Source organism: Neiella holothuriorum (assembly GCF_019457915.1).
GTDB classification, from domain to species: domain Bacteria; phylum Pseudomonadota; class Gammaproteobacteria; order Enterobacterales; family Neiellaceae; genus Neiella; species Neiella holothuriorum.
Map to the genome: position 1 here is coordinate 202,882 of NZ_JAHZSS010000002.1, position 24,037 is coordinate 226,918.

A 24,037-nucleotide genomic window follows, 5' to 3' on the forward strand; every position below is an offset into this window, starting at 1 on the left:
GCTTACGTTCGCATTATGACTCGTTTAAGGTGTTGAGTATGCTGTCGTAAATCACTTCATGGGCCAGGCATACTGCGTCTGACGTGTAATGGTTATTGGCTTTTTCAATGCAACGTTGTTGCACAGCTTGAGCCGCTGCTTGTTGTTGGTTCATTAATGTTAATACCGCAGCCGCGGCCGCCTGAGTATCACCCACCGAGACGATTTCGCCCGTTCCAGCTACAACTTCTGGCATCCCGCCAACATCGTTTGCCACCGTTGGTACGCCTTGCACCATGCTCTCAATCAGCGTTAACCCAAAGCTTTCGTAATCGGACAACTGTAAATTAACATTGGCGGCTGCAAACCAGCGATTAATTTCCGGATCTTTTCCAACCCAAATAATGTCTTCGAACACGCCAAGCTGCTTGGCTTGTGCCTGTGCGGGTTCAAATTCAGGGCCTTCACCTAACAAAATAAGCTGACATGGTTTTTGCTGGCGTACCTGAGCAAAGGTCTCAATTATGTCAGGAATGCGCTTAATCTTGCGAAAGTTTGACGCGTGTACCAAGTAACAGGCTTGCTGATCGAGACCAAGCACGTTGCGTGCGTCTTCACGCGTTCCATTAAATACCTTCCCTTTCGGCACGAAGTTGGCAATAACATCAGGATATGTTTTGAGCGAAAAGCGTTGGTGAGTTTGCTGAGCGAGATCGTCGGATACGCAGATCACACGGTGGCTTTGCTCAAGTACCGTATCGATGACGCGATGCATGGCCGGATCATCTGCCAACTTAACGACATCAGTACCGTGCAGCGTGGTAATCAGTTTAAACGGCTGTTTGCAGATTTGTCGGGCAAAAACTGCCGCCGCAGCATAGGGTACGGCGTAGTGCGCATGCACAACATCAATACCTTCTTGTTCGACTAAGTTGGCCAGTCCGCCTGCGAGAGCCAGTGTGTGTGGCGCGCTTTCAAATACCGGATAGTCGTTAACCTCCAGCTTAAGGAAGTGCAACGTATCGCTGACTTGGCGCCAAGAGAATGGGTGCTTTTCCGCTAGCAGCCACACATGATGGCCACGCTCAGCCAGCGCCATTGCTAATTCAGTTGCGATGATCCCCGAACCACCCATTTTAGGGTTGCAAACAAATGCAATTTTTAAGGTCGAAGATGATTCGGACTTATCGGCTTGCGAAGCTTGGGGAGTAGGCGTATCAGCACTAACCGGAGGGCTTATCTCAGTTCCTGTCACTGCAAATCTCCATATTTAAAAAGTGTTTGATATTATAAGCATTCTTATAGTTATAGACGGTTTTGAAAAGTTCGCACAAAAGCGACTTATTGCAACTTTGCCGCGTGCGGATGACACCATTGTGACAATTCAAACGGGCATTGGTTTCGGTGCCGCATGACAAAAGCATTACCCGAAAGTTTGAATACTTTCTACCGTGGCGAGGTTCCGATACAATCGCTGTCAACTGATGGACAAGGCACTCTTATGACAGATTCAAGCTCCGCGACCACTCATTTTGGATTTCGCCAAGTCGACAAAGAACAGAAAGTTTCGATGGTGGCTGATGTATTCCACTCCGTAGCGGATAAATACGATGTGATGAACGACCTGATGTCGTTTGGCGTTCACCGTGCTTGGAAGCTATTTACGCGCGAATGCAGCGGTGTAAAAGTAGGCGATCGTGTGCTGGACATTGCCGGCGGTACCGGCGACATCACCGCCTTGATGTCGAAGCGAGTTGGCCCCACTGGCCAGGTTGTCTTAGCCGATATTAATGCCTCTATGCTGAAAGTTGGTAAGGCCAAATTGCGTGATCGTGGCGTGGTGGGCAATATCGATTTTGTACAAGCAAATGCGGAAGCATTGCCATTTCCTAGTAACTACTTTGACGTCATCACCATTGCTTTTGGACTTCGTAATGTCACCGAGAAAAGCAACGCGTTGGCTTCCATGTTGCGAGTGCTGAAGCCGGGAGGCCGATTACTAGTACTGGAATTCTCCAAACCGCAATATGGCTGGCTCAATAAGGTTTACGATACTTACTCGTTTAAGTTATTACCGAAAATGGGCGAGCTTGTTGCCAATGATAGTGAGAGCTATCAATACCTTGCGGAGTCCATTCGTATGCACCCCGACCAAGACACTCTAGCGCAAATGATGCGTGACGTGGGCTTTGACGAAGTCAGCTACTTCAATTTAAGCGGCGGCATTGTTGCCTTGCACCGCGGCTATAAGTTTTGAGTTGGTGATGCTGCAAGCGCTGTTTATCTCATTAGCTGACAAGGTGCTGGCGGCGTATCTGAGTCAGCACCCTATGTCCTCTATTCTGGCGAGCTTCAAAGGCAAGGTGTTAGCCGTTGAATGCACCGACTTGCCGCTGGCTATCGAGATTGAGGTTTGTGACCGCCTGCGCCTACAAACCTATCAGGGGCAATCGGTTGAATGTCGGATCTCTGGGCGTTTCAGTGACTTACAACGACTAACTACGCCTGCACTGCTGCCGGAGTTAATTAAGTCTGGTGCGATTACCCTTGAAGGCGATTTACAATTGGCCAGTCGTATTGCCGATGAATTACGTGATACGCATTTTGATCGTGAAGAATGGCTCTCTCAATGGTTGGGCGACGTGCCGGCTCATATGCTTAACACCTTGGGGAATAAATTGATGGCATGGGCTAATACGCGCCGGCAAACGATGACCCATGATGTTGAAGAATATTTACAAGATGAAATCAAGTGGTTACCGGCCAGCGCCGAGTTGCGACAATTCTCTCACCAGGTGGCATCTTTGGACACTCGTTGCCAGCAACTAGCCCAACGCATTAAGGCGCTTACGTCATGAATACTGGTAACAGAAGCACAATATTTATTGGTAAAGGGCCGTCAATATGCTGATCAAACAACATTGGCGCTTGTATCAAATTACCAAAATATTTTGGCAATATCGGCTTGATAAACTATTCCCCGAGAGCTGGTTACCTTGGTATATCCGCTACGCTCGGTTTGTGGTGCTTTGGTTTCGCCCCGTTAACAAGCAAGATTCCGATGCTGCTCGTTTTCGCTTAGCACTCGAAGCGCTTGGGCCTGTGTTCGTTAAGTTTGGCCAAATGCTGTCGACGCGTCGCGATCTGCTGCCCGATGAATATGCCGAAGAGCTTGCAAAATTGCAGGACCGAGTGCCGCCGTTTTGCCAGCAACAAGCGCAACAACAAATAGAGGCGGCATTTGGTCAGCCGTTAGCAAACATTTTCAGCAGCTTTGAGGCCGAGCCTTTGGCTTCTGCATCCGTTGCACAAGTTCATGGCGCGCAATTGCAGATTGCTGGCGAACAGCGTGATGTGGTGGTGAAAGTGATTCGCCCAGGCATCGCTAAAGTGATTGCCGCGGATATTTCGGTCATGTCGATGTTTGCTGGTCTGGCGGAAAAGTTTTTACCCGATGGCAAACGCTTGCGACCCAAAGAGGTCGTTAATGAGTATCGAAAAACCTTGTTTGATGAACTCGATTTAATGCGCGAAGCTGCGAATGGGATTCAGCTGCGTCGCAATTTTGAAGGTTCTGACAGTCTTTATATTCCCGAAATTTATGCAGATTTTTGTCGTCAAAATGTTTTGGTGATGGAGCGTATCGACGGGATCCCAGTGAGCGATATTGCCAGCCTGAAAGCCCAAGGCTCCAATATGGAGAAGCTGGCCGAACGAGGTGTTGAGGTCTTTTTTACGCAGGTGTTTCGTGATTCATTTTTCCACGCAGACATGCACCCGGGCAATATCTTTGTGTCGCGCGAGCACCCGCATGATCCTATGTACATTGGGGTTGATTTTGGCATTGTGGGTACCCTCAACCGTGATGATAAGCGCTATTTGGCCGAAAATTTTCTGGCATTCTTTAACCGGGATTATCGGAAAGTGGCCGAGCTGCATGTCGCGTCTGGCTGGGTACCGGCCGATACCAATGTTGAAGAATTTGAGTTCGCTATCCGTACCGTATGCGAGCCTATCTTTCAGAAGCCGCTGGCAGAAATATCATTTGGTCACGTGTTGATTAACTTGTTTAATACGGCGCGCCGTTTCAATATGGAAGTTCAGCCGCAATTGGTGTTGTTAGAGAAAACCCTGTTGTATATTGAAGGGTTAGGGCGTCAGCTATACCCGCAACTGGATTTGTGGAAAACCGCCAAGCCATTTTTGGAAGATTGGATGGCCCTGCAAATTGGCCCTAAAGCAGTGTGGCGAGACATCAAGGAAAATGCGCCGTTCTGGGGTGAGAAACTACCAGAAATGCCGGCGCTGATTTATGACTCACTGCATGCGGTTCAGCGTTTTACTGAGCAGCATCAACGCGCATCAACGCAAATGGGACGTTGGCGCCAACAACAGGCAACATCGTTCTATTGGCTAATGACAGCAGGTATTCTGGCATTGTCTGCGGCCCTAATTCATGACAGTGTAGGCTGGCCTGCGCTGACGGGAGTTTCATCGGCTGCGGCAATCTGCTGGTTGCGGGGCTGGTGGCTTAATTGGCGGAAGTAGCCCAGTGTGGCGTCGCTCTTTATCATATTTTTACGTCTAACAAAGGATTAACACCATGGGTGGAATCAGCATTTGGCAGCTATTGATTATCGCGGTAATTGTGGCCTTGCTGTTTGGGACAAAAAAATTACGTGGTCTGGGTACCGATTTAGGATCTGCCATTAAAGGATTTAAAGAATCTGTTGGCAACGACGATAAAGCGGAAACTGAAACGAACGAACAGTTGACCGACAAAGGTGCGGGTACGCCACCAATTGACGGTCAGGATGCTGATTTTAGCGATCAAACGTCTAAAACTCATAAGAAGTAACCATAGTGTTTGACATCGGTTTCTGGGAACTTGGCGTTATCGCCGTGATGGGCTTAATTGTGCTTGGGCCGGAGCGTTTGCCCGGCGCCCTGCGAACCGTTATCAGTTGGGTTCGTTCCGTGCGCAGTATGGCCACCAATGTAAAAGAAGAAATTAGTCAGGAGCTGCACATTCACGAGTTGCAGCAAAACCTGAAAAAGGCCGAACAACAAGGCATGGCGGATTTAGCGCCGGATCTACAACGCTCGGTTGATGAGCTAAAAGATGCGGCAGCTTCCGTGCAACGCCCTTATCAAGATGACAGCCCTTCTTCGACGAATCGAACCAATCAGGCAACACCAATAGACGTTACTAAGCGAGATCAAAGCAATGACGGATAACGGTATCCCGCTAATTGCTCACCTCATAGAATTGCGTTCCCGACTGCTGCGAGCAGTAATCGCTATCCTTCTGATTTTTTTGAGCTTAGTTTATTTTGCTAATGATCTTTACCATTGGATTGCGGGGCCGTTAATCGCCCAGTTGCCTGAAGGCAGCAATATGATTGCGACTAACGTGGCGGCGCCGTTCTTTACACCGTTTAAGTTAACCCTAGTGGTGGCTATGGCGCTAGCCATGCCGGTGGTGTTGCATCAGGTTTGGGGATTTATTGCGCCAGGCTTATACCGCCACGAGCGGCGGTTGGCGATCCCTTTGTTATTCATGAGTGTGGTGTTGTTTTACGGTGGCATTGCATTTGCGTTTTACATTGTATTTCCGCTGGCATTTAGCTTCTTTACCAGCGTGGCACCAGAAGATGTGGTCATCGCCACCGACATATCGAGTTATCTCGATTTTGTGCTCAAGATATTGTTTGCATTCGGGTTGGCCTTTGAGATCCCTATTGCGGTCATTTTGATGTGTGCCAGCGGCATGACGACGCCAGCCGTTCTCCGCACTAAACGCCCCTATGTTATTGTTTCAGCGTTTATTATCGGTATGCTACTAACGCCGCCAGATGTAATTTCTCAAACGCTGTTGGCGCTGCCGATGTGGCTGCTGTTTGAACTTGGTGTGATGATGTCATCTTTCTATGCCCGCAAATCAGATGAAGATGATGAAGAAGTAGAAAAAAAGGAACAATCTGAAAGTGAAAACTAATATCACCGGTCTTGTTGCGTGCTTGCTCATAAGCGTTCCCGCTGCCAATGCAGTTGACTGGCAGGCAGAATGGCAGCTGTGCTCTTCGGTTAGCAACGATAAGCAACGTTTAGCTTGCTTTGATGGCATTACAAAACGGCAATTTGCATCACCAGAGCGTCAGGATTTAACGTCAAACACAAAGCCTGTCGTTCCTGTGGCTGACGTGCCGGAACAATCAATATCTGCTAGCTCGGAAGCTGCCGTTGTGGCGGCGAAGCCATCTGCTCAACAGGCGTTTGGCTTGGAACGTGAAATTGCTAAGCAGCAAACAAAAGAGCTGGATGAAATTAGTGCTGAAGTGACCGCCGTCAGTAAAGATCCCTACGGTAAATTGACGTTGACGTTGGACAATCAGCAGCGCTGGAAGCTACAAGAAAAAGGGCCACGTCTTAAAACCGGCGATACGGTCATCGTATCACGGGGTGCACTTGGGTCTTTTTATGTTAATAAAGCGGGTGTTAGCCGCAAGAGCCGCGCCAAACGGCTCGATTAATTCAGTAGGACGTTATGTTGCGATCTCTTTGGACGTTTTTGATAAGCATTGCCATTGCCGGATTCCCCGCAGTGGCGATGGCTGCGAACGTTGAGATCTCATCCATTATTTCTCTGGATTTAACTGAAACTAGCTATGGCGATCAAGCGCGAGCATTAGCCGTGAACGGCTTGTTTTGTGGTGTGCTGCTAGTGATGGCGGTATTTAAGTTATTTGTTTATTGGCATAGCCGAGTCGCCAGCTTCTTTTATCATGGCGCTTATGGTCTGTGCGTTTTTCTAATGACCGCGGTGGCGACCGGTTTATGTAGCTTTTTCTGGCAACCTCCTTTTTGGAATAACCTGCAAATCATTCTCGTGCTGGGGATCGTCGCAGCCTCGTTAATTGCCGCATTCACCGAAGAATTACTTGCCCAAATGGCACGCAGTCAACCGCTGCAAGTCGCCCTCCGAGTGTTCATCGCTAGTATCGCTTTAGTCGGCGTGATTATGTTGTTTACGTGGCATGTGTACGCGATTCGGCTGCTCGTGATACTTGCTTGCGGGCTCAGTGTATTACTTGTGGCCTGTGGTGCCTGGCTACTCAAGAAAAAAGTCCGGTACGGTTCGTTTTATTTCGTCGCGTGGCTTGCTTTGTTCATCGGCTTCTCGACAACCCTGCTGCGGTATAAAAATATTTTTGACGCCAATGTGGCCGTGCATGTGCCGTTGATCATTGGGTTAATTATTGAAGTGGTGGTTATTTCTTTCGTGATGGCAGGCAGCTTTGCCGATGCGCGCGAAGAAAAGCTCACTGCACAAAAAGAATCGCTAAGAAATGCTGAACGTGCGAACCGCTTGCAACAGCAAGCGTTAAAAGCACAAGCAAACGCCACTGAAGATCTTGAAAGCAAAGTGCAAGAGCGCACCTTTGAGCTGGAAGTTGCATTGCGTGAATTGGAAGAGACCAACCGCCAACTCGAAGAGCAAAGCACCGTTGATTTTCTAACCGGGGTTAAAAATCGTAAGCACTTTGATAAACGTTACTTAGCGGAATTTCGCCGTAGTCGGCGAGAGCAAACGCCGCTGGGTATTGCCATGCTCGATATCGATCATTTCAAAAGCGTGAATGACACTTATGGTCACCTCGTGGGTGACGAGTGTATTCGGCAAGTGGCGCATCGCATTCAATCAGTGCTGAAACGCCCTACCGACGCGTTAACTCGTTATGGCGGCGAGGAGTTTGCACTTATTTTGCCTGCCACTCATCTCGAAGGTGCGATGCAAGTGATTGAGCAAGTCCTCACGGCAATTCGTCAAACACCTTTTATTACCAGCGATGGTGCCTTGCCGATAACCATCAGCGCAGGACTCTCGGTTGCTGTAGCGCAGTCGGATATGGATCCTAAGGCGATTCTGGATGCGGCCGATCAGGCATTATATCGGGCTAAAGAGGCTGGTCGTGATCAGGCGAAATGGCAACACGTGGGTGCGCCTTCTGACAGTCCACAGGCATCATTATTGTTCAATCAGGAAGATCCTTCATGACCGCACAATTTCCTTTCGCTCGACCAAGACGGATGCGAAAACATACCTTTTCTCGTCGCCTTATGGCAGAAAACCAGCTAACTACCGCGGATCTGATTTACCCAGTGTTTGTGCTCGAAGGTGAACAACAGCGAGAAGCGGTACCGTCGATGCCCGGCGTTGAACGCATTTCGATTGATTTACTGCTGGCCCTAGCTGACGAATTGGTTGAGTTGGGGATCCCTGCAGTAGCCTTGTTCCCGGTGACGCCTGCAGCGGTTAAAACCGAATTTGCAGAACAAGCCTATGACTCAAACGGCTTGGCGCAACGAGCCGTGCGTGCACTTAAAGCTCATCAGCCAGACTTGGGAGTGATCACCGATGTAGCTCTTGACCCGTTTACCATTCATGGCCAAGACGGGTTGCTCGATAAAACCGGCTATGTATTGAATGATGAGACGGTCGAAGTCCTAGTCAAGCAGGCATTAAGCCATGCTGAAGCGGGCGCTGATGTGGTTGCTCCATCGGACATGATGGATGGCCGTATCGGTGCGATTCGACAAGCCCTTGAGGAAGCCGGTTATATCCACACTCAGATCTTGGCCTATTCAGCCAAATATGCGTCGAGCTTCTACGGCCCGTTTCGAGATGCTGTGGGTTCATCCGGCAACTTAAAAGGCGGTAATAAATATAGCTACCAGATGGATCCTGCCAACGGTGATGAAGCGCTGCACGAAGTCGAACTCGACTTACAAGAAGGCGCAGACATGGTCATGGTGAAGCCTGGCATGCCGTATCTCGACATCGTTAGCCGCGTTAAGAGCACGTTTAAAGTCCCCACAATGGTCTATCAGGTTAGTGGCGAGTACGCCATGCTTAAGGCCGCATCACAGAATGGCTGGCTTGATGAAAAGGCCGTGGTGATGGAATCGTTGCTGGCATTTAAACGGGCCGGTGCCGATGCAATTTTGACGTATTTTGCGGTTGATGTGGCGCGTTGGCTAAAGCAGGGTTAATGCTCTGCAAACGTAAAGCTCAGCCCTGCATTTGCTTGATAGTGACGCTCTTCGGTTAAATCAGCAGCACTCAACGGGTGCTGCAACCGCCATCCCTTCGGCATTTTCCAGCTTACAGCTAAACCACTGCAGTTCAGTTGCTGAGGCATCACCACCAAATTGGCGCGGTGACTGGTAAGAATAATCGCCCACCGCAAAATTCGAATAAGCGCAATCACTTGCTCATTGCTATAACCTTGCAGCGGCTTGAGTTGAGCCAAATCGAGCTTGCCTTTGCTGTGGCCTATTAAGGTTGCTAGCAAGGCTTGCTGACTACTGGAAAAGCCCGGTTGATTGGTGTGGTTGAGAATGTATGCGCCATGTTGATGGCCATTAACGAAACCAATGGTGAAGCCAATTTCGTGCAATTGTGCGGCGCAAGCGAGCATTGCTTTGCCATCGTCAGTGATCGACCAACTCGCCTCAAAATGTTTGCACAGTGCTAAAGCAATTTGTCGACATTGCCTGCCGTGTTGGCGATCGAGATGATATTTTTGCGCCAAATTCTTGAGCGTGCGTTGGCGTACATTGTCACCAGCTTGAACATTAAGCATGCCATATACTAAGCCTTCGCGTAATGCCCCGCCGGCTATTTGCAATTGCTCAATATTTAACGCTTGAAACAAGCCAGTGAGAATAGCGAGGCCGCCGGCAAATACCGGCTTGCGCTCATTTGCTAAGCCAACAATATCGAGTTGCTCAAGCGAACCTGCTGCAATTATTTGTTGTTGCAGTGCCTGCAACCGTTCGAGGTTGATGACATCATCATGGCCGTTGGCCAGCAAGACTTCTTGAATCGCGCGTAACGTACCCGAAGCGCCAAGGGCTTGTTGCCAGCCAAATTCTGTGTAGTTATCGAGTAGTGGCGATACCACTGCCTGCGCTTCCGCAATGGCGTTGGCGAACCGCTCTTGGGTGAACTTGCCGTCAGCAAAAAATGCCTCAGTAAATCGCACGCATCCCATATTGAGGCTGACAGCTTGTTGAATATCAATGCCGCGACCAATGATCAGCTCAGTGCTTGCACCGCCAATATCAATGACAAGGCGCTGATCGCTACCATCTGACGTAAACGCGGCGCCTTGATAAACAAAATGTGCTTCTTGTTCGCCACTGATGATTTCAACATGGTGGCCGGTGATCGCTTCTGCTTGGGTAACAAAGTCAGGGCTATTTTTTGCCAGCCGCAAGGTCGCGGTGGCAACGATTCGAACATTGGTTTGAGGAATAAAGCGAAGTCGTTCTGCGAATAATCTTAAGCAGTGTAAGCCGCGATTAATTGCTTCTTCGGAGAGTTGGAGTTGGTCATCCAAGCCCGCTGCCAAACGCACTTTACGTTTGATTTTGGCAACGGTCTGGATAGTACCGGCAACTTGGCGAACGACCAGCATGTGAAAGCTGTTTGAGCCAAGGTCGATGGCGGCAAACAAGTCAGAGTTGCTGGTGTTCATGGCCTTAATTTGACGGTTTTCCTTGTGGGCGTCGATTGCCGCCATTATTGCGAGAGCGTTTACGACCACTTTGATTTACTTGTCGCGTACGAGGCATATATTTTGGTGGCTTCACATCGGTCAGTAGTGCCGAAGAGTCATATTGAGTCACTGGAATTTCATGAGCAATGTAGGACTCAATAGCTGGCAAATTAATCGCGTATTGCTCACAAGCAAAGCTGATCGCATGGCCGCTAGCGCCTGCACGACCCGTTCGGCCAATTCGGTGAACGTAATCTTCGGCATCGTCTGGCAAGTCGTAGTTAAACACGTGGGTCACCGCTGGAATGTGCAAACCACGGGCAGCAACATCGGTAGCAACCAAAATATCTAACTCGCCTTGGGTGAATTGCTCCAAAATCTTCAGGCGTTTGCGTTGCGGTACATCGCCGGTCAGCAAGCCTACGCGATGTTCTTCGCCGGCCAACGCGCCCCAGATTTTTTCACAACCATGCTTGGTGTTACCAAACACAATGGCTTTATCGGGCCACTCTTCTTCCATCAGGGTTAGCAACAAGGTCATCTTGTCTTCGTTTGATGGATAGAACAGCTCTTCTTGAATTTTCTCTGCGGTTTTACGCTCTGGCTCAATCTGCACATGAATCGGTTCGTTCATGTGCTCGTACGCTAATTCACGCACTTTGTATGACAGGGTGGCCGAGTAAAGCAGATTCAAACGTTCTGATGGCGGCGGCAAGCGGCGCATCATGTAACGAATGTCTTTAATGAAGCCGAGGTCAAACATGCGGTCGGCTTCGTCAAGCACCACCACTTGCACGTCATCTAAGCTGATCACGCCTTGTTTGAAGTAATCGATGAGGCGGCCCATGGTGGCAACCAGCACATCGACGCCTTGTTGTAGGCGCTGACGTTGAATATCGTAGCCCTCGCCGCCATACACAACTTGCAGCTTAATGCCGGTGTGTTTGGCCATCAGCTCGGCGTCATTGTGAATTTGAATCACCAACTCACGGGTTGGTGCTACAATCACGGCGCGAGGATGATTTGATGGGCGATCATCGCGAGCAGGGTTGTTTAGCAGGTGGTGGAAAGTCGCGGCTAAAAACGCAATGGTTTTACCCGTGCCTGTTTGTGCCTGACCCGCAACGTCTTTACCGGTCAATGCCAAAGGCAAGGTTTTAGCCTGAATCGGGGTGCAAAAATCGAACCCTTTTTCGGTGAGTGCGCTCAGCACCTGAGGGTGCAGCGAAAATTCGCTAAAGCGCTGTTCAGTTAAGTGTGTTTTGCTCATTAGGTAAGCATATCAGGTTAAACTTGCAAATATAAACAACATGACTTGAAATAGATCCATTGTGTCGCCATTAATAGTGTCTGAACCAAGTGCGACCTAACCCTTATTTGGAGCAATCAATGAGCGACAAAATTGTCCACGTGACAGATGCCAGTTTTGAAAATGACGTATTAAAAGCCAGTGGCCCAGTGTTGGTCGACTTCTGGGCAGAATGGTGTGGCCCTTGTAAGATGATCGCGCCGATTCTGGATGAAGTTGCAGCTGAGTTTGATGGCAAGTTAACCATCGCCAAATTAAATATCGATGACAATGCCGATACGGCACCTAAATTCGGCATTCGCGGCATCCCAACATTATTGCTGTTTAAAGACGGCAACGTTGCTGCGACCAAAGTTGGCGCTTTATCAAAAGGCCAGTTGGTCGAGTTTATCAACGACAACCTGTAACCTGAGTTTGCGGTTACCGTTGTTGAATTAAGGCCTCCGATATTTATTCGTTGGCCTTTTTGTCTTCTTTCTGGACGAATCTTTTCTTTGGTGTTACTTTATAGCTAACTGAGTTCCCTTCTTGCGGTCTATTTGGCCGGGAAATTCCAAAAAGTCTTTTCTCTGTGATGCGATTAGTCGCGTCATATATGCAACTAAACCATCCAATATAACCGACCTGTAGCAGATCCCAAGATGCACCTGACCGAGTTAAAAAATACCCCAGTATCAGAGCTAATTGCTCTGGGCGAAAGTAAGGGCCTAGACAATCTAGCCCGCTTACGTAAACAAGATATTATTTTCACCATTCTGAAAACTCACGCCAAAGGCGGCGAAGATATTTTCGGAAGCGGTGTGTTAGAAATTCTGCAGGACGGCTTCGGCTTCCTGCGTAGCGCCGACAGCTCTTACCTTGCTGGTCCGGATGATATCTATGTATCACCGAGCCAGATCCGGCGCTTTAACTTGCGTACCGGCGATACCATTGCCGGTAAAATCCGCCCACCGAAAGAAGGCGAGCGGTATTTCGCATTGTTGAAGGTTAATGAAGTTAACTTTGACCGTCCGGAAAATTCTCGCAACAAAATCCTATTTGAAAACCTAACACCGTTGCATGCTAATGAACGTATGCGCATGGAGCGCGGTAATGGTTCAACGGAAGACATTACTGCCCGTGTATTGGATTTAGCCTCGCCTACCGGTAAAGGTCAGCGTGGTTTGATTGTGGCACCGCCAAAAGCGGGTAAAACCATTCTTTTGCAGAATCTGGCCCAATCCATTGCTGCCAACCACCCTGAATGTGAATTGATGGTGTTGCTGATTGACGAACGTCCGGAAGAAGTAACTGAGATGAAGCGCTTGGTTAAAGGTGAGGTTGTTGCCTCGACCTTTGATGAGCCAGCGAGTCGTCACGTTCAGGTTGCTGAAATGGTGATCGCAAAAGCGAAGCGTTTGGTAGAGCATAAGAAAGACGTTGTGATCTTGCTTGACTCGATTACTCGTCTCGCTCGTGCTTACAACACCGTCATTCCTTCGTCCGGTAAAGTTCTTACTGGTGGTGTCGATGCTAACGCGTTGCATAAGCCTAAGCGTTTCTTTGGTGCGGCACGTAATGTCGAAGAAGGCGGCAGCCTGACCATTTTGGCCACTGCGTTAATCGATACCGGCTCGAAGATGGATGAAGTTATTTACGAGGAATTCAAAGGCACAGGTAACATGGAAGTGCATTTGGACCGTAAAATCGCAGAAAAACGCGTCTTCCCAGCGATTAATATCAATCGCTCTGGTACCCGTCGCGAAGAGTTGCTTACGACGCCAGAAGAGCTACAGAAGATGTGGATCTTGCGCAAAATCATCCACCCAATGGATGAAATTAGCGGCATGGAATTCCTCATTGATAAATTAGCGATGACGAAAACAAATGACGATTTCTTCGAAGCGATGAAGAAAAAGTAGAAAATTGTGGCTATATCGAAGGCAGCGGTGGCTAGTTTATAGCTTTTGCTGCCTTTTTTAGTGCAGAATAGTACGGTTTTAGAGCCAGTTAACGCCATTGCTGGTGAGTCACATTTTTGAGATCGGGTAATTGATGATAGTTGCCAAGGCGGCACGAGTATTTGCACTCGGACTTTGCATGGTATTTAGTGCCAGTTGCATTGCCGATCGCTATGCCGACAGCGCTCATTCTGAGTCGTTCCAGCAACTCTATGGTCAGGTTCGAAGCGCACCGCTTGATTACACGCCATCAGATCTAATCTATCCGCATACATTAAACACCGCGATTGAATTGGCCGTGCTGCAGCATATGCAACGATTGCTGCGCCAGTCTCAATTAACCGCCGATGAACGTCATTGGATTGAGCAATGGCAATTGGGTGAGGTCAGTCATCCAACTATCCCCCATTTGGCGCAGCGACTCACCACCAAAGCTGAAGTGCTCACGGCGGTGCCGAATGTGTCAGAGTGGTTGCTACTGCCTGAAACCAAACAATTATATTGGCTTAGCCAAGCCGCGTTCAGCGCATGCCAAGAGGCTGACTTTTCAGCTCTAGCAGATACAGTGTTGGTGGCGAAGGTGTTGCGCTGTCAACAAGCAGAGGCTCTCAGTGATGCGCTGGCCCGTGGCGAGCGCTCAGCTACCTTGCCAAGTTTGCCAAAAATTCCCGTTATATTTGATCCATCAACAGCTAAAAAATTACTACTAGAAGCAGCTAAAAATCGTGATTTAGCGGTAGTTGCCATGCCGATTTTAGCGCAAAATTTTGGCGCGGATGAGGACGTACAGTCACTCATGGTCGCCGGTTTATATGATGAGCAAATTGGTGCCATTTCTGCCGTTTCATTGGCGAAATATGGCTCCCAGCAAACTTTATTGGAGTTACACCGTAAACTGCAGTTGCAACAATTAGATAGCCCAGCCGATCGCTTTGCAAAAGTTGCCATTGAGCAAAGCGGTTATCTACTCGAGCCTCTCGCCGCACAACTTCCTTAACTGGTGCTGGGCTTGCGCTAGCTGGCCCATTATACTGGCGACATAACTTTTCAAATCGATCATTATGAAATACAAGGATCTGCGAGATTTTCTCGATCAGCTTGAGTCCCTCGGTGAACTCAAACGCATTTCACAAGAAATAGACCCGAATCTCGAAATGACCGAGATTGCCGATCGCACCTTGCGTGCCGGTGGCCCAGCGCTTCTGTTTGAAAATCCTAAAGGCTTTGACATTCCGGTGCTGGCCAACTTGTTTGGTACCCCCAAGCGAGTAGCCCTTGGTATGGGGCGTACTGAGGTTGGCGCGTTAAAAGAAGTGGGCCAATTACTGGCGTCGCTCAAAGAACCTGAGCCACCGAAAGGTTTTAAAGACGCGATTCAAAAGCTGCCGATGTACAAGCAGGTGCTGAACATGCCAACCAAAGTGTTGGGCAAAGCACCTTGTCAGCAGATTGTACTTGAAGGCGATGAAGTTGATTTAAACCGCTTACCGGTCATGACCTGTTGGCCTGGTGATGTCGCACCGTTAGTAACTTGGGGCTTAACCATAACCCGAGGACCACGTTCAAATCGCCAGAATTTAGGTATTTATCGTCAGCAGCTGTTGGCTAAAAACAAACTCATTATGCGTTGGCTTTCCCATCGTGGTGGCGCGCTTGATTTGCGCGATTGGCAGCAACAGAATCCTGGGCAACCATTCCCAGTTTCCGTCGCACTCGGCGCTGATCCTGCAACGATTTTAGGCGCGGTAACACCCGTACCGGATACCATGTCTGAGTATGCATTTGCCGGCTTATTACGCGGCAATAAGACAGAAACAGTGCGCTGTATTGGCAATGACTTGGAAGTGCCAGCAAGTGCTGAAATTGTGCTGGAAGGAGTCATTGAGCCCGATGAGTTCGCTCCGGAAGGCCCTTATGGCGACCACACGGGTTATTACAATGAGGTCGAGTCGTTTCCGGTATTTACCGTGCAGCGCATGACCATGCGTAAAAATCCCATTTATCACAGCACCTATACCGGCCGCCCTCCTGATGAGCCAGCCGTTCTAGGCGTCGCGTTGAACGAAGTTTTCGTACCGATCTTGCAAAAGCAATTTCCAGAGATCGTTGACTTCTACTTGCCGCCGGAAGGTTGTTCATATCGCTTAGCGGTGGTGACCATTCGTAAGCAGTATGCAGGCCATGCCAAACGTGTGATGATGGGCGTTTGGTCATTCTTGCGCCAGTTTATGTACACCAAGTTTGTCATTGTCTGTGATGATGATATTGATGCGCGGAATTGGCAGGACGTGATTTGGGCAATGACAACGCGGATGGATCCTGCTCGCGACACTACCCTGATTGAAAATACGCCCATTGATTACCTCGACTTTGCTTCGCCCGTGGCGGGGCTGGGTTCGAAAATGGGGATGGACGCAACCAATAAATGGCCGGGTGAAACGGATCGCGAATGGGGCGAGCCGATTACCATGAGTCAGCAAATAAAAGATCGAGTCGACGATATTTGGGACGAACTCGGCATTACCTCTGGCAGTGACTAAACTGCCGTGTCTGGAGTAGAAATGAAACAAGTAACCTGCACAGTCAGCCGCCTTGAAGCGTTGACTCCTTTTGTGCAACGAGCAATGTTAAGCCCTGTTGAGCCGGTTGAGTTTTTACCGGGTCAATACCTGATGCTGCACTTGTCAGAACAAGACAAGCGCCCATTTTCTATTGCCAGTGCGAGCAATGCCGCTGAGCTGGAATTGCATATCGGAGCAGGCCGAGCCGACAGTTACGCTGGCCAAGCCATTGAGCATTTAAAGCAACATGAACAAGTCACGGTGTCGTTACCCGGTGGCGATGCATACTGGCACCCTGAGCGTCATGAGCCAACTATTTTAATGGCTGGTGGTACCGGATTTTCTTACGTCAACAGCATCTTAATGAGCATGATCGATGCGCCGCGTAGCGAATCGCTCATCGTATACTGGGGTGTGCGCTGTGAAGCCGATTTATATGAGTGGTCGCGACTGCAACAATTAGCTGAAAGCCACGAGTGGTTAACGGTACATGCCGTGGTCGAAGAGCCTTCAGCCGACTGGCAAGGCAAAACAGGGCAAGTGCATCAAGCGGTATTGAATGATTTCGATAGCTTAGCTGGCTACGATCTTTACATGGCTGGGCGTTTTGAAATGGTTGGTGTGGCTCGAGATGCCTTCCTTGAAAAGCAAATGCCACGCGAGCGCATGTTCTCCGATGCCTTCGCGTTTATCGATTAGCATCAGATTAATTCGCGGCGCTGATTGCCTGACGATAGGCTTCCAAAGCGCCGCCAACTTGACCTGCTTGCTCAAGCGCCATGGCCAGCGCTAGGTAATCTCGCTGACAAGGCTTTTCGCGCAGGGCCTTTTTCAAGTAATCAACCGCTTCATCAAAATGACGTGCATGTAATGCTGTCAGGCCTACCAAACTGGCTCGTTCGGCCGATTCACCTTTAGCTTTCTTTTTCACTTCTTGCAGCTTCTGCTCCGGTTCGGTCACAGTTAGCAGATGCCATTCATTCAGCAGTGGTTGCGATGATGCTTTTAACAAGCGTGGGTACAATAAGTCGGCTGCTTGAGGGCCGCCACCATGGCGCCGCAATGCATAACTTAAACGAGCTAGAATCTGATGGTTTTGTTGAATTGATTTGGCCAAGCCTTGCCAATATTGCAAGGTTGACTCGGCACCCTTTTGACTTGCCAATTGCTCAAAATAATGGCCATAGGCGGTGACTTCAGTAGCCGCCAACTTCGCTTCGGAAAGCTGGCTGTGTTTGCGTAAATCAGGTAATAATTCAAGCCACTCTGGCCACATGGCAAGTTGTTGGTATAACTCGCTGAGCTGCGATAACAGCGAAGCATTGCGAGGGTTATGACGGTACCACTGCAGTAGCAGACCCAATGCTTCACGTTGACTTTGTTCGTTATCCGCCAGACGGGCTTTGGTCATGGCAATAGCAAGCGAATGGCGGCCAGCATCGCCCACTTGTTCAAAGTATTTTTGGCTGCGTTTATCATGGCCCAGTTTTTTAGCCGCTTCAGCTGCTACTAAGTAATTCAGCTCTGGGTTATGACTGTGATCGGCGCTTTTCGCCAATAGTTTTTCAGCGCTTTTCCAATCTTGCGCGGCAACTGCGACAAAACCATCGGCGGTTTGTTGTAAGGCGTGGCGCTGTTTACGATTACTCAACCAGAGTACCGAGCGATTGGTGATCCGCAGAATCTTTTTGACGACCCATTCGGTGGCAAAAATTGCCACGAAAATCCCAATAAGGCTAATTACGAAACTCACCACCGTCATTTCTACAGTGGTTTCCCCTAATGCAAATAAAACATAGCCTTTATTGCCGCTGGCAACGGGGCCTAGCACCATGGCGGCAGCTGCCGCGATAAGTAAAACAATCACTCGAATCATAACGCTTCCTCGACCGGCTCATCAGGCAAGGTTGGCTCGGGCTCGACTTCCATAACTGGCTCGGCAGGTGCAGCGTTGTCGAGCTCGGTGATGGATTCTGATTCCAGCTCTACGTTATCTGCAGGCTCAGTGGCCGCTGGCGCTGAAGGTTGTTCGGCCGCATCCGGTGCAGTGTTCGGCTGACTATCCTGTGCTTGTTGCGCACTTGGCGCGGGGGCGTCTTCGGTTGTTGCTGTTGTGGTCCCATTACTGGTACTCAGCAAATCCCGGATCATCTTACGGCTATGTAAATCGCTGGGCAGCTGTACTTGTACCGGAGAAATCGCCAGCTCTGCTAAGGTTTCCCGCACGTACTGAACGGCGCTGTCGCTATTGTCGAAATATTCTCTTAACCAATCATCACTCTGGTTAATCGCATTGATAAAGAGTTGTGGCTGATTGCGCAGTGCGGCTAATTGCGCCTGTTGTAGACTCAGGCGAATATTGGCGCGCAAATACCAGCGTTGATCCGGTGGTAGCAGGGGCGTGGCACCATCAGCTCTTCGGTTCACCGCGATAAAGCCATCAACAAAGTGTTGCCAGCTGCGCATTAGGTTTGCTCGCCAGTCAGCTGGATCGGTTGATACCGAGGCTTCAACGCTACTGCCGACGGATTCTGGGATCTCCAGCGCGTTTAAAGGCAAACGCTCTAGCTGGCCAATGAGGCCGTCGATGACCAATGCAATGCCATCGATATCGACTTTGGGTAATGCGCCGAGAGTTGCCATGTCATCCGATAAGCTGCGGCGTAGTGAGAGTAGTTGCGGATCGCGCAATTCCGATACCCGTAGATCGGCACTTTTGAGTAATGCGATGGCGCCGTTTACATCACGCTCCATCCACAACTTACGCGTGGCAAGGCGAATCAAATAATCAACTTCAGCCAGCAGCCATTCATTTGATTTTTGCCCGTCGAGCTGTTGCAACCGCTGTTGGAGGCGTTGTTGTGCCAGCATGCTATCGGCTAACTGACCTTGCAGTTGCTCGAGGGATAACTGTTGGTTTTGATTGGTGGTGGTGAGCTGCTCGTAAACGGTCAATGATGCTTTTTGACGGTGACTAAATTCTTGCACGAACTCATCGAATTGTTGCTGCTTTTGTTGCCATTTCGGCCACACCATGGTGATGGCAAATAACCCAAGCACAATCACAATAACGGACAAAAAGCTGAGCACTAAAGCAGTAACCGCAACGCCATTAGAGCGTGGTTTGTCGGTCGCTGTATGTTTGGGTTGCGACTCGGGAATCGCTTCTGCTGGCTCAGTATCGACATGCGGACTGTCTTCAGTCGGCGCCGTAGCAACGAAGTGTTCATCATCAGGCTTGTTGTCTGAATCCGTAGTTGGGCTCGTGTGTTGCTGTCGATCTGTCATGATGATTTGGCCTTATTCAACACCTGCATGAGTGTTGCTTTAAGTGCGGCGTTACTGGCGCCGTCACTAACTGAAATCTTATTAAAACCCGCGTTGCTGGCTAGTGCCGCGATTCGCTTGCTGACGGTGAGCAATCGGCTTGAGTATAGCCATGACTCATGGTCGCCTCGGCAAAGCTCAATTAGTTGTGTCAATTGCTCTGCGCTTGTCACAACTAAGCAGTTCACGTTTTGCTGTTGCCAGTATGGAACCAACTGACTGGAATTTAAAGTAATTACGCGACGTTGATAGCATTCACAATAACTAACTTGTGCGTGACGTTGTGTTAGTTGCTGTGCGAGCAGCTCTCGCCCGGCTTGGCCACGTAAAATAACAACGCGCAGGCCAGCCACTTGTTGTAGCTGAGGCAGCTCCAATAGCCCTTCGCTATCATGCCGGTTAGGAACAACAACCTGATTAACCGATTGCTGTTGCCACTGGGCTTGGGTGGCAGGGCCTACCGCGATATAAGTTGGACGTTCAGGCCAATGCTGATCGAACACCGAGCCGGCTTGTTGTACGGCATGTTTGCTAACGGCAATGATGATGTCGGCGCTAGCGACCATGTCAGCCACTTGTGGCAGTTGGTGGCCTGGTACGATTTCAAATAACGGCTGGCATACGGCATTAATACCTTCAACCGCCAGCAATTGTTGTAATTGCTGGCTTTCCGCCAACGGGCGGGTCAATAACACGGTTGATGGTGATTGCGCCATTGCGAGCTTACTGACTACAGCTTTCGAGCAGCTGGCGAGCACCTAGCTCAATGAGTTTTTCGGCCACTTGTACGCCAAGTGCTTCTGGATCATCAATTGAGCTGGTCAGAACACAGCGCAAAATGGTTTGCCCGTCCATGCTGCCGACTAAGCCCGTCAGAGTGAGTTGGTCACCGTGACGCTGCGCTTGGCCAGCGATAGGCACTTGGCAGCCCCCTTCTAAATAACGGTTCATGGCGCGTTCCGCGCGCACGCAAAGCGCTGTGTTGTCGCAATGAAGAGGCGCCAACAATGCTTGCGTTGCTTGGTCATCGTGCCGGCATTCGATGCCAACGGCACCTTGACCTGCGGCTGGTAAACACAAGCTGTGGGGTAAGTGCTGGCGAATGCGTTGTGGCATGTCTAAACGAATCAAGCCGGCGCTGGCGAGGATGATGGCGTCGTAGTCACCGTTATCGAGTTTACCGAGGCGAGTACCAACGTTGCCGCGTAAGTCAGTGATGTTCAGATCTGGACGCATGGCTTTGAGTTGGCTTTGGCGACGCAAACTTGAGGTACCAACCGTTGCGCCGGTTGGTAATGCTTCTATGCTGTCATACGTGTTGCTGACGAATGCATCGGCGCTATTTTCACGTGGGCAAATGATCGGCAAACAAAATGGCTCGGGCAGCGCCATTGGCACATCTTTCATGGAATGGACGGCGATATCGGCTCGGCCTTCTAGCATTGCCACTTCTAGCTCTTTAATGAAAAGCCCTTTACCACCAATTTTGGCCAGTGGTGTATCAAGGATTTTATCGCCCTTGGTGACCATAGGTACGAGTTCAACTTGCAGCTGAGGGTGATAGTGTTTTAGTTGCGCTTTAACGTATTCAGCTTGCCAAAGTGCGAGTGGACTCTGGCGTGTGGCAATGCGTATAAGGGACATATAAATTTCCGTTTAACATGATGATGACATGCTATCACTGCCTCCGATTAGACCCAAGTTTTCGGGCAGTTTACCTGACCGGTTTAAGTTGCTAGCATGATCCCGTTTTACCTAGAGTATTTGCCGTCTATGTTGCTAACCGATCATCACGCCAAAACCATATTACCCGTGCGTTGCGGAGTGGTGTGTTAATGGATACCAATGGTATTCACATCGAGCAACGTGTCGCTCAGCTCGAAGCGCTGAATCAACAGCGCCTGAATCGTGCTCGCTTGGTGCTGACCAAGCCCGGCTTGAAAGTATTCGACCTCATTGCCCCGCTACTGCACTTTAATCACCCCGATTTACCCGGCTATGTCGGCGGCAGCTGCCCGGCTGGCATTCAAAATTATCAGCTCCCCGCCAGCGATCGAAAATTACTGGCAGAATGGGAACACTTCCGCCCAGAGTTGGTTGAAGACGGCGATATCCTCGGTGTGTTCTGCATGGGCAGTACCGCCTCGTTGGGCCAATGCTGCGATTCAGATTTAGACGTTTGGGTTATTTACGATTCACAGCTCAATGCTCAGCAGCGCATGATGCTGGAGCAAAAGTGCCAGAAAATTACCGATTGGTCGGCGCAACTTGGTATTGAGGCCAATTTCTTTTTGGTCGATCCCGAGCAATTTATTCGCAGCCATCGACAGGTGATCACCAAAGACAACTGTGGCTCCACCCAAAACTGGTTGCTGCTTGATGAATTTTATCGTTCGTGCGTCCGCCTTGCCGGCTGTAATTTGCTGTGGTTTTTAGTGCCAGTTGATTGCGAAGAGCAATATTCTGAGTATGTCGCAGCATTATTTGAAGACGAACAGCTCGAACACAAAGCATGGGTCGACTTAGGCGGCATTGCTCGAGTTCCCGCAGAAGAATACTTTGGCGCCGCTTTATGGCAACTCTACAAAGGCATTGATTCGCCGTTTAAAGCGGTATTAAAAACATTGCTGCTCGAGTCTTATTCTCACCAATACCCGAATACACGATTGTTGTGTCATGAGTTTAAGCAACGTTGGATGTCTGGCTGTTGTGACCCCATGGGGCTGGATAGCTATCGTTTGGTATTGGACCACGTTAGTAAGTATTTACGTGGTCAGAATGACTTGCTGCGTTTAGATTTAGCGCGCCGCTGCTTTTATTTAAAAACCTGCATGGTATTGAGCCAGCCGGTTGAAAAAGTTAACTGGCAAGTGGTGGCGATGCGCCAACTTTTGGCGGATTGGAACTGGGATCCCGATTTGCTGAGCGAGCTTGACCGACGTGAAAGCTGGAAGGTTGAGCACGTTAAACGCGCTTACCGAGAAGTGCTAGAAGCGCTGATGGTTGGCTTCCGTAAATTGATTGAATTTGCCCGTCGTAACCAAATTAGCGAAGCCATTAACCCGGAAGATATCGGCGTTCTATCGCGCAAGCTATATGCCTCATTCGAGATGACCACGAGTAAGGTTGAGTTAATCAATCCGAACATTGCCCCGAGCCTGTATGAGCCGGTGATTACCTTAGTGCAAGTACCGGAAGGGCGGTCAGTTGCCGCAGGTTGGTATTTGTATAAAACCCCATTGCGCGCCAGCAGCATGATCGGCGCCAAGCACCAAAAACATGCTGACCACTTGTCTCGACTGATCGCTTGGGCATATTTCAATGGCATTATTAACCCTTCCACTGAAATTCACCTACATGCCCCCGGCAGCCATATTTGCATTGATTCTGTTCGCCGTATGGTTCGCGATCTAGCCTCGGCCATGCCGGTGAAGTTTGCGCCAACACGCAAAGAAGAACTGTCGAAGCCTAGTGAAATTCGTCAGTTGATGTTGTTTGTCAATTTGTCAGACCCACGCTTACCGACTGACATCAAAATTCCTATGGCGCACACCGATGAATCGTTCGACGTATTCAGCGCGGGCCAAGACATGGTGAATTTGGTGCAAAGCGTCGACATGCTTTATTTGAGCAGTTGGAATGAAATACACAGTTATCATTTCAGTGGTAATGAGGCCATTCTCGATTGCATGGTGATGCTGACGTCCAAAATGCATAAACAAGCCAACATTCCGATGCGTAGTGATGTGTTCTGTTATTCACATCAAGGTGAACTAGCCATCGGTCAGCAGGTACGGCAAGTGCTATTGGATAGCATGACAATGCGACTCGATCGTACCGGATCTGGCTCCGATTACCGTATGTTCACTCTCGCCGACGAGCGCTTCGCGTTATTCTTTGAACGCCGTTCGGTGTACAAGCACAAATTAGAAAACCCGGTCGATTTCTATCGCCATATTTCGCACAACAAATTGGGTGGCCGAGATCGTGCCGCGAGCGAAACCACCGAAAGTGTGGCGCCAACCATTGTGGAAAACCACGCCAGTGAAGGCTTAGTGCAGTTTTTCTTCGAGCATGATGCTGATGGTTTCAATATCTATGTGGTTGATGAAGCCAACCAAGTGGAACTATACGAGCACTTTAAAGGCTCAAAAGAAGAGTTGGTGCAGAGCGTGAATCGCTTTTACTCATCATCAAAGCAACGCCAGCCAGATGATGACGATGAGCAGAAAATCAATTTCAACTTGCCACAGTTCTACGAGATCGTCGAACGCAACGGCAGCAAACACATTCTCCCTTACGGTGCCGCTGGTCGGGTCTCTCAGTCGGTAAATCTGTAGCGGACTAACCGGCGAG

Annotated in this window: 22 protein-coding genes; 15 read left to right on the forward strand and 7 right to left on the reverse strand. The window is 49.4% G+C overall.

All coding sequences use genetic code 11. The annotated features are described in order from the left end of the window. Positions 1–13 precede the first annotated feature (13 nt). Positions 14–1,234 (reverse strand): N-acetyl-alpha-D-glucosaminyl L-malate synthase BshA, encoded by a 1,221-nt coding sequence (gene bshA / locus K0504_RS02705; protein ID WP_220102611.1) that lies wholly within the window; start codon positions 1,232–1,234, stop codon positions 14–16. A gap of 246 nt (positions 1,235–1,480) precedes the next feature. Between bshA and ubiE the strand changes: the two genes are divergently transcribed. From ubiE to hemB, 9 genes are read left to right on the forward strand one after another with little or no spacing between them, the layout of a single operon-like run. After that, the gene (gene ubiE, locus K0504_RS02710) at positions 1,481–2,236 is read left to right on the forward strand and encodes a bifunctional demethylmenaquinone methyltransferase/2-methoxy-6-polyprenyl-1,4-benzoquinol methylase UbiE (RefSeq protein ID WP_220102612.1); all 756 of its coding nucleotides are present in this window, start codon (positions 1,481–1,483) and stop codon (positions 2,234–2,236) included. Positions 2,237–2,243: 7 nt separating this feature from the next. Then, positions 2,244–2,837 carry a ubiquinone biosynthesis accessory factor UbiJ gene (locus K0504_RS02715; protein ID WP_220102613.1) on the forward strand — a complete coding sequence of 198 codons (594 nt, stop codon included), beginning with the start codon at positions 2,244–2,246 and terminating at the stop codon, positions 2,835–2,837. A gap of 46 nt (positions 2,838–2,883) precedes the next feature. Then, a complete protein-coding gene (gene ubiB, locus K0504_RS02720; protein WP_220102614.1) occupies positions 2,884–4,527 on the forward strand; it encodes a ubiquinone biosynthesis regulatory protein kinase UbiB in 1,644 nt (547 codons plus the stop codon). Between the two features lie 55 nt (positions 4,528–4,582). Further along, positions 4,583–4,837 carry a twin-arginine translocase TatA/TatE family subunit gene (gene tatA, locus K0504_RS02725; protein WP_220102615.1) on the forward strand — a complete coding sequence of 85 codons (255 nt, stop codon included), beginning with the start codon at positions 4,583–4,585 and terminating at the stop codon, positions 4,835–4,837. Positions 4,838–4,842: 5 nt separating this feature from the next. Next, on the forward strand, positions 4,843–5,217 hold the full coding sequence (tatB, locus tag K0504_RS02730) for a Sec-independent protein translocase protein TatB (RefSeq protein ID WP_220102616.1): 375 nt from the start codon (positions 4,843–4,845) through the stop codon (positions 5,215–5,217). After that, the gene (gene tatC, locus K0504_RS02735) at positions 5,207–5,977 is read left to right on the forward strand and encodes a twin-arginine translocase subunit TatC (protein ID WP_220102617.1); all 771 of its coding nucleotides are present in this window, start codon (positions 5,207–5,209) and stop codon (positions 5,975–5,977) included. The genes tatB and tatC overlap by 11 nt, the downstream gene beginning before the upstream one ends. Next, positions 5,967–6,512 carry a hypothetical protein gene (locus tag K0504_RS02740; protein WP_220102618.1) on the forward strand — a complete coding sequence of 182 codons (546 nt, stop codon included), beginning with the start codon at positions 5,967–5,969 and terminating at the stop codon, positions 6,510–6,512. Before tatC ends, K0504_RS02740 begins: the two co-directional genes overlap by 11 nt. A gap of 14 nt (positions 6,513–6,526) precedes the next feature. After that, positions 6,527–8,038 (forward strand): sensor domain-containing diguanylate cyclase, encoded by a 1,512-nt coding sequence (locus K0504_RS02745; RefSeq protein WP_220102619.1) that lies wholly within the window; start codon positions 6,527–6,529, stop codon positions 8,036–8,038. Next, a complete protein-coding gene (gene hemB / locus K0504_RS02750; protein WP_220102620.1) occupies positions 8,035–9,033 on the forward strand; it encodes a porphobilinogen synthase in 999 nt (332 codons plus the stop codon). Before K0504_RS02745 ends, hemB begins: the two co-directional genes overlap by 4 nt. Here the strand turns inward: hemB and K0504_RS02755 are convergent. Next, positions 9,030–10,568, reverse strand: a complete 1,539-nt coding sequence (locus K0504_RS02755) for a Ppx/GppA phosphatase family protein (protein WP_220102621.1) — start codon at positions 10,566–10,568, stop codon at positions 9,030–9,032. The two genes, hemB and K0504_RS02755, sit on opposite strands and share 4 nt — an antisense overlap. Beyond that, positions 10,528–11,814: an ATP-dependent RNA helicase RhlB gene (rhlB, locus tag K0504_RS02760; protein WP_220102622.1), complete on the reverse strand. Its 1,287-nt coding sequence runs from the start codon at positions 11,812–11,814 to the stop codon at positions 10,528–10,530. Before rhlB ends, K0504_RS02755 begins: the two co-directional genes overlap by 41 nt. A 119-nt stretch (positions 11,815–11,933) precedes the next feature. Between rhlB and trxA the strand changes: the two genes are divergently transcribed. From trxA to fre, 5 genes are all read left to right on the forward strand, one after another. Beyond that, positions 11,934–12,260, forward strand: coding sequence for a thioredoxin TrxA (trxA, locus tag K0504_RS02765; protein ID WP_220102623.1), 327 nt, complete (start codon positions 11,934–11,936; stop codon positions 12,258–12,260). Positions 12,261–12,494: 234 nt separating this feature from the next. Beyond that, a complete protein-coding gene (rho, locus tag K0504_RS02770; RefSeq protein ID WP_220102624.1) occupies positions 12,495–13,754 on the forward strand; it encodes a transcription termination factor Rho in 1,260 nt (419 codons plus the stop codon). Positions 13,755–13,932: 178 nt separating this feature from the next. Further along, the gene (locus tag K0504_RS02775; RefSeq protein WP_220102625.1) at positions 13,933–14,790 is read left to right on the forward strand and encodes a hypothetical protein; all 858 of its coding nucleotides are present in this window, start codon (positions 13,933–13,935) and stop codon (positions 14,788–14,790) included. A 64-nt stretch (positions 14,791–14,854) separates the two neighbouring features. Beyond that, positions 14,855–16,333 (forward strand): 4-hydroxy-3-polyprenylbenzoate decarboxylase, encoded by a 1,479-nt coding sequence (gene ubiD, locus K0504_RS02780; protein ID WP_220102626.1) that lies wholly within the window; start codon positions 14,855–14,857, stop codon positions 16,331–16,333. Positions 16,334–16,354: 21 nt separating this feature from the next. Further along, positions 16,355–17,053 carry an NAD(P)H-flavin reductase gene (gene fre, locus K0504_RS02785; RefSeq protein WP_220102627.1) on the forward strand — a complete coding sequence of 233 codons (699 nt, stop codon included), beginning with the start codon at positions 16,355–16,357 and terminating at the stop codon, positions 17,051–17,053. A 7-nt stretch (positions 17,054–17,060) separates the two neighbouring features. On the opposite strand, the gene K0504_RS02790 is transcribed toward fre, so the two are convergent. Genes K0504_RS02790 through hemC form a run of 4 tightly spaced genes read right to left on the reverse strand, consistent with a single transcriptional unit; the run spans position 17,061 to position 21,325 of the window. Further along, positions 17,061–18,230, reverse strand: a complete 1,170-nt coding sequence (locus tag K0504_RS02790; RefSeq protein ID WP_220102628.1) for a heme biosynthesis HemY N-terminal domain-containing protein — start codon at positions 18,228–18,230, stop codon at positions 17,061–17,063. Further along, positions 18,227–19,642: a uroporphyrinogen-III C-methyltransferase gene (locus tag K0504_RS02795; protein WP_220102629.1), complete on the reverse strand. Its 1,416-nt coding sequence runs from the start codon at positions 19,640–19,642 to the stop codon at positions 18,227–18,229. The genes K0504_RS02790 and K0504_RS02795 overlap by 4 nt, the downstream gene beginning before the upstream one ends. Next, positions 19,639–20,397: a uroporphyrinogen-III synthase gene (locus tag K0504_RS02800; protein WP_220102630.1), complete on the reverse strand. Its 759-nt coding sequence runs from the start codon at positions 20,395–20,397 to the stop codon at positions 19,639–19,641. Before K0504_RS02800 ends, K0504_RS02795 begins: the two co-directional genes overlap by 4 nt. Before the next feature lie 7 nt (positions 20,398–20,404). After that, positions 20,405–21,325, reverse strand: coding sequence for a hydroxymethylbilane synthase (gene hemC / locus K0504_RS02805; protein WP_220102631.1), 921 nt, complete (start codon positions 21,323–21,325; stop codon positions 20,405–20,407). 191 nt (positions 21,326–21,516) lie between these two features. Between hemC and K0504_RS02810 the strand changes: the two genes are divergently transcribed. Further along, positions 21,517–24,021, forward strand: coding sequence for a class I adenylate cyclase (locus K0504_RS02810; protein ID WP_220102632.1), 2,505 nt, complete (start codon positions 21,517–21,519; stop codon positions 24,019–24,021). The last annotated feature ends 16 nt before the right edge of the window (positions 24,022–24,037 follow it).

Bases quoted from the DNA above. Each gene is read 5' to 3' on its own strand.
- ubiE (WP_220102612.1), top strand. From the start codon at position 1,481: ATGACAGATTCAAGCTCCGCGACCACTCATTTTGGATTTCGCCAAGTC.
- K0504_RS02715 (WP_220102613.1), top strand. From the start codon at position 2,244: ATGCTGCAAGCGCTGTTTATCTCATTAGCTGACAAGGTGCTGGCGGCG.
- ubiB (WP_220102614.1), top strand. From the start codon at position 2,884: ATGCTGATCAAACAACATTGGCGCTTGTATCAAATTACCAAAATATTT.
- tatA (WP_220102615.1), top strand. From the start codon at position 4,583: ATGGGTGGAATCAGCATTTGGCAGCTATTGATTATCGCGGTAATTGTG.
- tatC (WP_220102617.1), top strand. From the start codon at position 5,207: ATGACGGATAACGGTATCCCGCTAATTGCTCACCTCATAGAATTGCGT.
- K0504_RS02745 (WP_220102619.1), top strand. From the start codon at position 6,527: ATGTTGCGATCTCTTTGGACGTTTTTGATAAGCATTGCCATTGCCGGA.
- hemB (WP_220102620.1), top strand. From the start codon at position 8,035: ATGACCGCACAATTTCCTTTCGCTCGACCAAGACGGATGCGAAAACAT.
- K0504_RS02755 (WP_220102621.1), bottom strand. From the start codon at position 10,568: ATGGCGGCAATCGACGCCCACAAGGAAAACCGTCAAATTAAGGCCATG.
- rhlB (WP_220102622.1), bottom strand. From the start codon at position 11,814: ATGAGCAAAACACACTTAACTGAACAGCGCTTTAGCGAATTTTCGCTG.
- trxA (WP_220102623.1), top strand. From the start codon at position 11,934: ATGAGCGACAAAATTGTCCACGTGACAGATGCCAGTTTTGAAAATGAC.
- rho (WP_220102624.1), top strand. From the start codon at position 12,495: ATGCACCTGACCGAGTTAAAAAATACCCCAGTATCAGAGCTAATTGCT.
- K0504_RS02775 (WP_220102625.1), top strand. From the start codon at position 13,933: ATGGTATTTAGTGCCAGTTGCATTGCCGATCGCTATGCCGACAGCGCT.
- ubiD (WP_220102626.1), top strand. From the start codon at position 14,855: ATGAAATACAAGGATCTGCGAGATTTTCTCGATCAGCTTGAGTCCCTC.
- fre (WP_220102627.1), top strand. From the start codon at position 16,355: ATGAAACAAGTAACCTGCACAGTCAGCCGCCTTGAAGCGTTGACTCCT.
- K0504_RS02790 (WP_220102628.1), bottom strand. From the start codon at position 18,230: ATGATTCGAGTGATTGTTTTACTTATCGCGGCAGCTGCCGCCATGGTG.
- K0504_RS02795 (WP_220102629.1), bottom strand. From the start codon at position 19,642: ATGACAGATCGACAGCAACACACGAGCCCAACTACGGATTCAGACAAC.
- K0504_RS02800 (WP_220102630.1), bottom strand. From the start codon at position 20,397: ATGGCGCAATCACCATCAACCGTGTTATTGACCCGCCCGTTGGCGGAA.
- hemC (WP_220102631.1), bottom strand. From the start codon at position 21,325: ATGTCCCTTATACGCATTGCCACACGCCAGAGTCCACTCGCACTTTGG.
- K0504_RS02810 (WP_220102632.1), top strand. From the start codon at position 21,517: ATGGATACCAATGGTATTCACATCGAGCAACGTGTCGCTCAGCTCGAA.